Annotated in this window: 7 protein-coding genes; all 7 read left to right on the plus strand. The window is 50.1% G+C overall.

Annotation, left to right across the window (positions count from 1 at the left end; translation table 11 throughout):
* Nucleotides 1-546 precede the first annotated feature (546 nt).
* The 7 genes from CBW65_RS18585 (at nt 547) to CBW65_RS18620 (ending at nt 11,951) form a co-directional block, all read left to right on the plus strand.
* Nucleotides 547-1,467 (plus strand): Kiwa anti-phage protein KwaB-like domain-containing protein, encoded by a 921-nt coding sequence (locus CBW65_RS18585; RefSeq protein ID WP_157722055.1) that lies wholly within the window; start codon nt 547-549, stop codon nt 1,465-1,467.
* Between the two features lie 1,014 nt (nt 1,468-2,481).
* Nucleotides 2,482-3,018, plus strand: coding sequence for a DUF6431 domain-containing protein (locus tag CBW65_RS24925; RefSeq protein ID WP_232463330.1), 537 nt, complete (start codon nt 2,482-2,484; stop codon nt 3,016-3,018).
* A 44-nt stretch (nt 3,019-3,062) separates the two neighbouring features.
* The gene (locus CBW65_RS18600; protein WP_087455884.1) at nt 3,063-4,418 is read left to right on the plus strand and encodes a DDE-type integrase/transposase/recombinase; all 1,356 of its coding nucleotides are present in this window, start codon (nt 3,063-3,065) and stop codon (nt 4,416-4,418) included.
* On the plus strand, nt 4,411-5,211 hold the full coding sequence (locus CBW65_RS18605; RefSeq protein WP_087455883.1) for an ExeA family protein: 801 nt from the start codon (nt 4,411-4,413) through the stop codon (nt 5,209-5,211). The genes CBW65_RS18600 and CBW65_RS18605 overlap by 8 nt, the downstream gene beginning before the upstream one ends.
* A gap of 137 nt (nt 5,212-5,348) precedes the next feature.
* Nucleotides 5,349-6,665 (plus strand): hypothetical protein, encoded by a 1,317-nt coding sequence (locus CBW65_RS18610; RefSeq protein ID WP_087458101.1) that lies wholly within the window; start codon nt 5,349-5,351, stop codon nt 6,663-6,665.
* A gap of 33 nt (nt 6,666-6,698) precedes the next feature.
* The gene (locus CBW65_RS18615; protein WP_087458102.1) at nt 6,699-7,241 is read left to right on the plus strand and encodes a hypothetical protein; all 543 of its coding nucleotides are present in this window, start codon (nt 6,699-6,701) and stop codon (nt 7,239-7,241) included.
* Between the two features lie 174 nt (nt 7,242-7,415).
* Complete coding sequence (locus tag CBW65_RS18620; protein WP_087458103.1) at nt 7,416-11,951, plus strand: non-ribosomal peptide synthetase; 4,536 nt, start codon at nt 7,416-7,418, stop codon at nt 11,949-11,951.
* Nucleotides 11,952-11,993: the final 42 nt, after the last annotated feature.

Below are 11,993 nucleotides of genomic sequence, written 5' to 3' on the forward strand. Positions count from 1 at the left end.
TTACTTGTGTTTTTGTCAATTTGCCTGATGATCACCGACAACGGAATTAGGATACCGCCATCTAGAAGGCTCTGTATGGTGTGTTGGGCGGGGTTAGGTCTGTACGGGCGCGTCTGTAGATCATCGTCAGCGGAGCGAGAAGGGCTGTATGCGTTGGTTGTGGGGGGGCGACAGGGCAACAGTAAAAGGTGAGACTCAAAGCCCTACCCTGAATCTGGATACCTTGTCAAAGGAGCAACGAAAGGTACTATATCAGTTCTATCTATGTTGGAAAAATGCTGAAATAACTGCGGTCGAATTTATGTCGAAGTTGAATCTAAAGAAAAACTCCTTCTACAAGATCGTAAACGAGTATGAAGAACAGAAAGACGCTTCTTGACTACATTTGCCATCCGTTGGATGGCTTTAATTATTCCCATAAAATTGGAATATTAGCAAGTTTAGAAAAGTCATTTTTCATTTTGTAAAAAGAAGGATTTACCATAGACATAGCAAATATAAAGAAAAAGATGATTAGTCATCGAAGAAAATCAGGGAGGGTATATGGTGGAGGAATTAATTAAGGTTAAAAATGAGTGTCAAAACATCAAAATGAAGTACTTAGTTCGTGTGAGAAAACCTGACACGAATGAGTATGTAGCGTTTAATGTTCCATTGGCTAATGATATGCCTATGGAAATTAAGGATCTTATTTTGGATAGTATTATCCAGAAGGTAAGGGGACTTGATTGTGTACCGTTCAATCCTACAATTACCGAAGTAGGAATGCTAGAATGTTTACCAGTATCGGAAGTAAATAATTACGATAACATCCATGCTGCTGTAACAAGCACATTTTCAGAATCTGTTTCCGAACTGGATTTTGATGATATATGGGGTTATTGTATTTGTATCAGGTACGGAAACAACTCAGTAAAAGAAGCAATATTTTTTAAAAAGTTTGCCTACCCGAAAGTGTTAAAACAAAGCATTCTAATGACAATAGTGGGTGACGTTTATAATAAACTGGATAGTGATATTGTTACTGTCGACAATGAGACACATGCTTTTTCGCTAAACAATATTTTATACATCCTCAATAAAGGGCAATTTGAGCGTTTTTTTAACTATAGTAGTAGCTATCAAAAAGTTGTCACTGAATCAATTGAAACACTGAAGGAATTAGATGTAATAGAGAATTTTGATGTATTTGTTGGTAACTGTCTGAATAGTGATACCCTTACAAGACGTTTGGTGAAGATTATTACTGATGAAAGATTCGAAACATTAAAAAGAAACATGCACAATGTGCAAAGTGTGGTAGATGATTTTTCGTTGAATGTTAAATTGGAGGGTGGAAAAATCGTATATGACGAGGATAGTCCTGTTTCAGATATTATAACATTAATAAGAGGAGCATGTGTAATTGGCGCTCTTGACAAAGAAAAGTACCTTGCGAGTGATACCAAAGTAGTGGAGGCGAGGTAGGGAGGGCAGCATGAAAGGAAAAATTCAACGTTTTTTGTTCGCCGGTATTAAACTAGTCTTGTTCCTTTCATCGTATATCCCATTGATCTTCATTTTAATGATGCAATTGATTAAAGCGTCGGTAAATGACCAGCCAAATGATGTCAAAATTAGCTTAAAGAATATGAGGTCTTGGCTGTATTTACTACGGTCTGATTATTTTTGGTATGTACTACTGCTATTGCTTTTCAGTATAATTCTGTGTTTGATTTTATATCTCGTATTGCGCAAAACAAAATCAACCAAAAATTTGGAGTCTTCTCTTAGAATCAAGAGAGTAAATAACATCAATAGCAACTACATAACGAACTATTTTGCGGTATATATATTCCCTTTTATAACTCTTAATATGACACAGTTTGACGGAATTGGTACTGTGGTCTTATTAACGTGCATAATTGGTTATGTATATATCAAAAATGACATTTTGTACATTAATCCTATATTAAATATTTTATTTAAATATAATGTATATTCGGCTGAGATAGAAGAAAACAATGTAACTACGGAAGTAATACTCTTGAGTAGAAAAAGTCGAGCGAAAATTAAGATCAGTCCGGATATTTCAGTCCATAAGATTGGCTACAATGTGTTTATTGAATTATGATACAAAACCATTCAATTGTGATAAAAAAGCCACTACTGAAGGTGGCTTTTTTATGTCCATGAAATCGCAATTTTATTTGATGGGAGGATTGGGGAGAAGGATCAATGACAGGGGGGATGTCATTGATCCTTCTCCCTTTGATGTTTTTTGATGAGGTCAGCGTGATTTCTACGATTAGGTTTGGAATATACTGTTACAGCCAATGCCAATTGACCAAAAGCTGACGCTATTGCCTGTCCAAAAATTGACGGATATAATGACCACGTACAAATTAAAAAAAGGAAAAAGACGACTCTGTATGATGTGCCGCTGCGCTAACAGTTGCACCAGAGTCGTCCCAAAAAATCGCATGATCATTTTATCAAATTATGGGCTCGAAGAAAATAGAAAACGTGGTGTTTTTCGTTAGGAGTGCAGAGCAGCATATCTGCCCTGTCTGTGAGCATGAACTGTTCGTGATCGGTAGCAGGAGTCGCATTGGGCGTAAGCCAACCAGTGAACGGGTCACCTATATCATTCGTCGTTTGCGTTGCAAGGGGTGCGGGAAGATCCATCATGAGTTGCCGGACCTGCTCGTTCCTTATAAACGTTATGAAGCCGAATGCCTTGAAGCAGTCTTGTCTCAGGCGCAGACCTCAGACGTAGCCGCTGATGAATCAACCCTGTATCGCTGGCACATTTGGTTCAAGGTGTGCTGGCAATACTGGGTTAATTGTTTATCAACGGTTGCAGCGCGTCAAGAAAATCCGGTGGAGCCATTGTCCGTACCTTCACCGTCTGCACTCCAAAGGATCGGACATTACGTTGGACAAGAGGCAGGTTGGCTGGCGAGAGTTGTCCGACCCATCGTTCATTCTCAATTATGGGTACATACCCGTTTCGCCTTCTTGTCCGCGATTCCCTAAGGTATCGTGAATCTACATCCTATTGGAAAGGACTGTAGATTCCTATGAAAAACGACAAAAAGGCAGAAGAGATCGCCGTCGAACGGATGCAGTTGATCTCTCCTCTGTTGGCCGATGGTATTGACCCTGGAAAAGCCAAAGAGCTGAAGAAAGCCATTTGTGAACAAACCGGCTTATCCGAAAGAACTCTCCGTCGTTATCTATCTGCCTACCGGGCCGAAGGTTTCGCCGGACTTCGACCTCAAGGGAAGGGTCAAAGGCAAACAGCCGAAGCAATTACTCCCTATCTCCTTGAGCAAGCCATCCTGCTTCGCCGAGAAGTACCCAGCCGCAGTGTTGCACAAATCATTCAGATCTTGGAGTGGGAAGGTTTAGCGAAGCCCGGTGAGATCAAGCGCAGCACCTTGCAGGAAAAATTGATGGAGAACGGCTACAGCACTCGCCACATGCGACTATACTCAACCTCTGGCCTTGCGGCCAGACGCTTTCAACACAAACAGCGTAACCAACTGTGGCAAGCTGACATAAAATTCGGGCCGTATCTACCGATTGGTGAAGGCGGAGCCAACAAGCAAGTCTATCTCGTTGCGTTCATCGACGATGCGACTCGTTATGTGTTGCATGCGGCTTTCTATCCAACACTCGACCAAACGATCGTAGAAGACTGCTTCCGTTTCGCAATACAAACAAATGGCGTACCTGATTCTGTCTACTTTGATAACGGCAAGCAATTTCGAACCAAAAGTATGACTCGTACATGTGCAAAACTTGGCATACGTCTTCGCTTTACTAGGCCATATGCAGCCGAATCCAAAGGGAAAATCGAGCGCTTCAACCGGGTCATAGACAGTTTCCTAACGGAAGCTGCGCTTGAAAAGCCCCAGACACTCGACCAGCTCAATCTGTTGTTCCAAGTTTGGCTCACCGAATGTTACCAGACCAAACCCCATTCCGCACTCGATGACAATTCTAGCCCGCAGGTGGCATTTCGAAGCGGCTCGACGCCGCTCCGGCTCGCCGAGGAATCTCTCATTGCGGATGCGTTTTTACACAGCGAAACGAGAAAAGTGGACAAGGCTGGCTGTATTAGTTTTATGGGGAAGAAATACGAGGTCGGGCTTTCTTTCATTGGACAAAAGGTTGAAGTCGTCTACGACCCGCGTGACATCTCGACGATTACAATTGAGTATGGCAGCCATACACCGTGGCAGGCGAAAGAACTGATCATAGGTGAATGGGCAGGAAGACGCCCCTCTATCCCGTCGACAATTGAACCGCTTATAGTCGAAGGTTCACGGTTACTGGACGCTGCGGAGAAGAAGAATCAAGTCAGGAAAGAACGTCAAACACGCGCCGTCTCATTCCGCAAAATTCGGGAGGAGGCGAAGCGAGATGTTTGAGGCGTTTTATGAAATGGCGAGAACCCCTTTTTCTCGTGATATGCCTACCCATGAGCTGTATGCGTCGGATGTTTTGGAAGAAACGCTTGAGAGATTGGAATATACGGCCGAAAGGCAATGGTTCTCCGTTGTGACCGGCGATTGCGGAACTGGTAAAACAACGACCATCCGCCGATTCGCGGATGTGCTCGACACATCGAGATTTAAACTGTTGTACCTATCCGATTCAAAGCTAACGCCTCGCCATTTTTACAAGGGATTGCTTGAACAGTTGGGGTGTGAAGCGAAGTTTTATCGAGGGGACAGCAAGAGACAACTGCATCGGGAAATTGAGCTGATGCGGGGGATTCATCGCCTGCAACCAGTCGTGGTGGTCGATGAAGCGCATCTGCTAGACAAAGAAATGTTTGAAGAAGTACGGTTTCTGCTGAACTTCAAAATGGATGCCCAGAGTCCAATGGCTCTGATCCTGGTCGGACAAAATGAACTGTGGGATCGCCTTCAACTCCAGATGTTTACGGCCATTCGGCAAAGGATTGATCTACAGTGCAAACTGGTTCACTACGACCGCGCACAGGTTGGGGCGTACATAGCTCGTCATCTGGAATATGCGGGCGTTAGCCGTGACATTTTCACGGATGGTGCGGTCGATGAGATCTATCGTTATTCAAGTGGTACGATTCGCTTGGTTAATAAGGCTGCCACACATAGTCTGATCTATGGAGCAGCAAATAAGCATCGAATCATTGACGACCACATGGTGAAACGGGTAATCGCGGGAGAATTGACTTGATTCTCCCGTTTTTTCTTTCAGGTTTAACATCGCTCACGCGGTCATCTTTTTCGTCAATTCTTGGACAGCAGAGCCTGTCAATTTACGGACATTATAGGGCAGTAGTAACAATATACTTATACTTAGGAGGTAAAATAATGAATAATATGAAGAAATTCATGCTGGCTTCCTTGTTTGTGACAGTCACTATGAGCCCTGTCAACGTATGGGCATCCGCTCCTACGCATGCTGTTCTGAAAACGCAACCTCAACAGGTGACCAGCATTGAAAGTTTGATTCCAAAAAAGATGGCAGCGCAATTGCAGAGCGATGCTTTGGAGTTGATTTCCGATGCGGCTGCGATTGGGATACTCGAAAGCGTCTCCATGGTGGCCGCAAAGGGGGAAGAATCCGCCGATTGGCATCAACGATTTGCAGAGGGACGTTTCCAAGTCGAGCGTGTCGTACCGATTTATAATTTGTTAGGTGAACTGGCTGAAGTGATGGTTGTGATCAACGACGGGTGTGTCATTACAGATGTTGCCACTGGGGAAGTAGTACAGGTTAGCTTCAGCGGGGTGGACAAGGCGTATCTGGAAGACAAGGCGGCTCTCTATGTACATGGCCTTGAACATTTTGCTGTCGATGAAGCAGGAAATGTAGTGGAAGGAAACAAAAAAGGACAAAAGATCCAAACCGTAAAACAAAAGCATGCAGGAAAGGTGCAGAAAGTTCAGAAGAAGGTAAATAAAAAGTGGGGACAACTGGCGAAAGAAAACAAAGAGAGAATCCTGGATGCTTTCAATCCGGCAGGTTTAAACGAAGGGAACTCCGACTCGGATTACATCACTGATCCGAACTTGTGGTTGTTGCGCTATTACCCGAACAACCATAACGTGTTGCGGGACTTGTCCGTTACCCAATTGTACAGCTATTCGCGCTACGTGCCGGAAATATTGCAATCGAGTTGGAATACGAAAGAAAATGACTGCGCAGTCATCTCTTCCTTGGAGATCATGGGGTACTACTGGTCGTTGACTTCTACTCAGAAGACAGCCGCCTACAACGCTATGATCAACTCTAGCTATTTTGAACAACCAGATGACGGCGTCTATCCGTGGAACAACGATGCGCTTTTCAAGGCTGGAGCCGATTCGATCGGGAAAACACAGCAAACGTCTGACGATCCGGAAGATTACAGCCCGTCATACAGCGATATCAAATCATATTTGTTGAACCACGGGCCGGGCTATTTGAGTTTTGGCTATAATGATCAACCATATGTCGACCATACAGTTACGGTAAAAGGGGTAAAAGAATTTAAAACCACCTATACCGATACCCTGTATATTAAGCGCAACTTCTATGACAACTTCTTGATGATCAACGATCATTGGGACTACACGTCGAGCGATGCATACGTTCGATATCGAGATGATGAAACTTGGTACTACGTTTCGATCGTTAAGAATTAAACTGTTTCCTTGATGGAGAGGGAGGTCTTGTACTTGAAGAGACGTGCATATCTGTTGGCAGGTGTTGGGGTGCTCTTGCTCGTTTTTTTATTGAGTCCGTTGGGGTTTGATCTGTTTAGAAAAGCCATCTTCACAGATTTACTCCAATCTTCACCCTCGACTAAAAAGGTAGCCGCTCTTGTGCACGTGGAGCCAGAATCTATACAGGACCTCGGCCAAGCAGAGGTAGGGGAAGGGCTGTATACCCCGCGCAATTGGGTCTTTCACTCAGGGGATTCGCTCTATCTGGTGGAGCGGTACTTGAACAAAGGGGACAAATACGCGTGCTGCTACGCAGTCGTGGCTCAAGGAGTTCCCTTGTCTTTGGATGATGCGCAGCTCGTAGAATCTATCCGGCTGGAGGGGAGCGTGCTGTCTAAGCATGAGGTGCGATTCTATCGAGATTCTGCTCTGCGGGAGACGGTTACCTATTATAAAACAGCGCTTGAGAATTTGGGTGAAACTTATATCTCGCTTGTTTCGGTAGATGGCAGACGAATCAACTTCTTTCAAAATCCCCAGGTTCAAAACTTTTAGAGGAAGAGTTTTTAGGTTCATGAGGTTTTTCCACAGTTTGTGGAGAGATTGCATGAACCTTTTTTATTGATCCAACCACAAACTTTATTCCTTCAGGAAGGTTTATGTCCATTTACTAAAGAAATAAAAGGAGAGAGAGTTTTCAGAGATTTTGCAAAGCCAGGAGGTTGAACGATGGAAGTGACAGAGACGGGAGCAATCTTGGAAGAAGAAGAGGTATTTGTCTATCCGGCATCGTTTGCCCAGCAGCGGTTGTGGTTTCTTGATAAGTTGCTGCCGGGGAGTCCGATGTATAATATACCGTTTGCCGTTCGCATGCAGGGCAAGCTGAATCTTGACGCTTTGTCGCAGAGTTTGAATGAGATCGTCGAGCGCCACGAGACGTTGCGTACCGTCTTCTCCGAGGAAGACGGCGCACCGATGCAGGTCATCTTGCCGCACGTGCCGTTTGCTATGCCGTTGCTCGACCTGCGCCATCTGCCGAAAGAAATGCGCATGGAGCATGTGTCCAAACTGGCCGGGGAGGATGCCAACCGCGCTTTTGATCTGGCGAAAGGGCCGCTGATGCGGACTTCGCTGCTGAAACTCGACGAAGAGGAGCATGTCCTTCTGCTCACGATGCATCACATCATCTCCGACGCATGGTCGTGCAATGTGCTGATGAAGGAGATCGGCGTGCTGTACGAAGCGTTTGTCAGCGGCCAGCCGTCACCGCTTCCGGAGCTGCCGATTCAATATGTCGACTTTACCGCTTGGCAGCAGGATCATCTCAGCGGCGAAGTGCTGGAGCGCCAAATGAATTATTGGAAAAAACAGCTTGGCGATCATCCGCCCGTGCTACAGCTGTCGACCGACCGTCCTCGTCAGGCTGCACAGAGCGGTCGCGGGGCGTTCCTCAGATTCACACTGTCCACAGACCTTTGCAACAAGTTGTCCGAACTGTCGCAAGGGGAAGGCGCAACCTTGTATATGACCATGCTGTCCGCGTATGCCGCGCTGCTCTCCCGCTACACGGGGCAGGAAGACATCGCCGTCGGCACGCCGATCGCCGGGCGTAACATCGGGCAGATCGAAGGGCTGATCGGCTTTTTCGTCAATACGCTGGTCATGCGCGCCGATCTGTCCGGCGACTTGTCGTTCCGTGAGCTGTTGACGCGCGTGAAAAAGACGGCGCTGGAAGCGTATGCCCATCAGGATCTGCCGTTTGAGCGGCTGGTTGAGGAGCTGCAGCCGGAGCGCAACATGAGCAGCACGCCGCTGTTCCAGACGATGTTTTCGCTGCAAAATTACAGCGCGGAAACGGAGTACCGGGTGTCCGGCCTGACGCTGAGCGGGCTGGAGACGGGGCAGAACATGGCGAAGTTCGATCTGAACATCTCGCTGATCGAACGCGCGGGCAGCAGCATTCGCGGGTCGTTTGAATACAAGGTCGACCTGTTTGACGAGTCGACGATTGAGCGGATGGTCGGCCACTTTGTCAAACTGCTGGAAGGCATCACGGCCAACCCGGATGCAAAATTGGGCTCGCTGCCCATGCTGACCGAAGCGGAAACGGAGCAGCAACTGGTCGCATGGAACCAAAATGCGGTGGAGTACCCGCGCGACAAAACGATCCCCGAGCTGTTCGAGGAGCAGGCGGCTCTGCACGCCGACCGTCCGGCAGTTTCCTTCGAGGGAACGGTGCTGACCTACCGCGAGCTGAACGAGCGGGCCAACCGTCTCGCCCATGCTTTGCAGAAAAAAGGCGTCGGGCCGGATGTGCTCGTCGGGCTTTGCATGGAACGCTCTTTGGAGTTGATCGTCGGCCTGCTCGGGATCGTCAAAGCGGGCGGGGCGTATGTGCCGCTTGACCCGGCGTACCCGAAAGACCGCCTCGCTTACATGCTGGAAGACAGCGCTGTCGGCGTTCTCCTAACGCAGGAGAAACTGCTCGCCGAACTTCCCGCGCACGGCGCAGACGTGATCTGCCTCGACCGCGACTGGCCGCAGGTGGAACTGGAGAGCGCAGCAGCACCGGAGCTGGCTCTCACCCCGGATCATCTCGCCTACATGATCTACACATCGGGCTCGACCGGCAAGCCGAAGGGCGTGCTGATCCCGCATCGCGGCGTGGCCCGTCTGGTGAAAAACGGAAACTACGTGATCGCCGGAGCGGAAGATGTGCTGATGCAACTCGCGGCGATCTCCTTTGACGCGGCGGTGCCGGAAATCTGGGGCACGCTCTTGAACGGCGCCAAACTGGTCGTCTTCCCAGCCGAGAAGCCGACGATTGACGACATTGTGCGCGTGATCAGCGAGGAAGGGGTAACGATGGCCTTTCTGACGTCAGGTCTCCTGCCTCAGCTCGCCGAAGCGGACCTGAGCTCCATGCGTTCGCTGCGACGCCTGTCGGTCGGCGGTGACGTGATGTCCGCCCTGCATGCCAAAAAGGTGCTGGAAAAGCTGCCCGAGTGCATGCTGGCCAACGCGTACGGCCCGACAGAAAACTCGGTCGCTTCGACCGTTTTCTGGATGACTCACCCGGACGATGTTCCGGCGGTGGTGCCAATCGGTCGCGCCGTTCGCAACAATGAGCTCTACGTGCTCGACCGTCATCTGCAGCCGGTGCCGGTTGGAGTGCCGGGCGAACTGCATGTCGGCGGCCCGGGTCTGGCGCGGGGTTATTGGAACCGCCCTGAACTGACCCAAGAGATGTTTATCGCCCATCCGTTCCAAGCGGACGGGTCGCGTCTGTACAAGACGGGCGACCTGGTGCGCTATCTGCCGGACGGCAGCTTGGAGTTCCTCGGACGGATCGACCATCAGGTGAAAATCCGCGGGTTCCGCATCGAGCTGGCGGAGATTGAAAGCGTGCTGAACGACCACCCGTCCGTCGCGGCGGTTGTCGTACTGGCTCGCGAAGACCGTCCCGGTGACAAGCGTCTGGTCGCGTATGTGGTTGGTGAAGCAGAGACAGAAGTGACGAGCGCCGAACTGCGCGACTATCTGAAAAACCTGCTCCCCGACTACATGGTGCCGTCCGCCTTCGTCATGCTCCCGAGCCTGCCGCTCACCCAAAACGGCAAAGTCGACCGCCGTGCGCTGCCTGCGCCCGATTCGGGCGATTACGGAGCGGGCGTGCAGTATGAAGCGCCGCGCAATGAAGTGGAAACACGCCTGACCCGCATTTGGCAGGTGATCTTAGGGCTTGATGGGATCGGCATCCGCAACTCCTTCTTCGAACTGGGCGGTCATTCGCTTCTGGCGACGCAGACGATCTCGCGGATCAATGAAGCGTTTGATCTGCAGTTGCCGCTGCGTGCGATGTTTGAAGCGCCGACCATTGCGGAGATGGCGGAGCTGATCGAAACGGCGGTCACTGCCAAGCGGGAAGAGGACTTCCCGCCGATCGTGCCGGTGTCGCGCGACGGCGAACTGGTCTGCTCGCTGGGACAGGAGCGCGTCTGGCAGCTCGACCGTATGACGCCGGGCACGCCGGTCTACAACATCGCCACGGCGATGCGCTTCGTCGGCAAGCTCGACGTGCCGGTGATGGAGCGGGTGCTCAATGAGATCATCCGCCGCCACGAGTCCTTGCGCACCGTGCTCTACGATGCGGGTCAAGGCGTACGCCAGCGCGTGCTGGCACCGGAGTGGAAGGCTCTGCCCGTCATCGAAATGCTTGGGCTGACCGACGAGCAGCGTCGCGCGGAAGAACGCCGCCGCTTGCAGATCGAGGCCGAGCGCAATTTTGACTTGGAAGCGGAGGCACCGATGTACATGTGCCTGCTGAAGTTCAGCGAGGAAGAGCATGTCTGGATCTTGAACATGCACCACATCATCACCGACGGCTGGTCGATGGGCGTGTTCTCCGGCGAGTTCTCCAAGCTGTATGCGGCATTTGTGCAAGGCCAGCCTTCGCCGCTCCCGGAGATGACGATTCAATACGCCGACTTCGCCGCGTGGCAGCGCGGCTGGATGCAAGGGGAGTTTTACGAGCGCAAGTTGGGCTACTGGGTCAACCACCTCGGCGACGCTGCTGTGCCGAGCTTCCCGACCGACTTCCCGCGCCCGGAGCTGCTCGATAAGCGGGGCAGCCGCCTGCGATTTGGCTTCTCCAAGGAGTTCACCGAGCAACTGCAGATGTTCTGTGCGCAAAACGGGATCACGTTGTTCATGCTGCTGCTTGGCGCGTACAACACGATGCAGCTGCGCAACGGCGGCGGCGATGACATCACCGTTGGCTCGCCGATCGCCGGGCGTTATCGCAAGGAGCTGGAGCATCTGATCGGCTTCTTCATCGGCAATGCGCCGATCCGCGGCGATCTGCGCGGCAACCCGACCGTCAAAGAACTGCTCGTCCGCATGCGCAAATCGACCTTGGGGGCGTTTGAGCACCAGATGATCCCGCAGGCTTTGATCTCGGAGGCTATGCAGCGCAAGACGCCGCTGTACCAGACTCTGTTCATCTTGCAAAACTTCCCCGTCTCCGGGGAGGCGTTGCCGGAGCTGACGATTCATCAGGTGGAAGCGGAGATGGACGTGTCCAAATTTGACTTCACGATCGCGATGGGCGAAACTGCTGACGGACGCCTGGTGGGCTCGTTTGAGTACAGTACCGAATTGTTCAAACGGGAAACGGTGGAACGCCTGCTGCTGCATTTTGAAATGATCTTGAAGGCGTTTGTGGAAGATCCGGAACAGAGACTGTCAGAAATTGCTTTGCCTTAACCGACGCTTATGCGTCGGTTTTTTTATTTTAGAGCAGGTCAA

The sequence above is a fragment of the Tumebacillus avium genome, assembly GCF_002162355.1.
Lineage (GTDB): Bacteria > Bacillota > Bacilli > Tumebacillales > Tumebacillaceae > Tumebacillus_A > Tumebacillus_A avium.

Excerpts from the sequence above, each read along its gene's own strand:
- CBW65_RS24925 (WP_232463330.1), top strand. The coding sequence starts at position 2,482 with ATGGGCTCGAAGAAAATAGAAAACGTGGTGTTTTTCGTTAGGAGTGCA.
- CBW65_RS18600 (WP_087455884.1), top strand. The coding sequence starts at position 3,063 with ATGAAAAACGACAAAAAGGCAGAAGAGATCGCCGTCGAACGGATGCAG.
- CBW65_RS18605 (WP_087455883.1), top strand. The coding sequence starts at position 4,411 with ATGTTTGAGGCGTTTTATGAAATGGCGAGAACCCCTTTTTCTCGTGAT.
- CBW65_RS18610 (WP_087458101.1), top strand. The coding sequence starts at position 5,349 with ATGAATAATATGAAGAAATTCATGCTGGCTTCCTTGTTTGTGACAGTC.
- CBW65_RS18620 (WP_087458103.1), top strand. The coding sequence starts at position 7,416 with ATGGAAGTGACAGAGACGGGAGCAATCTTGGAAGAAGAAGAGGTATTT.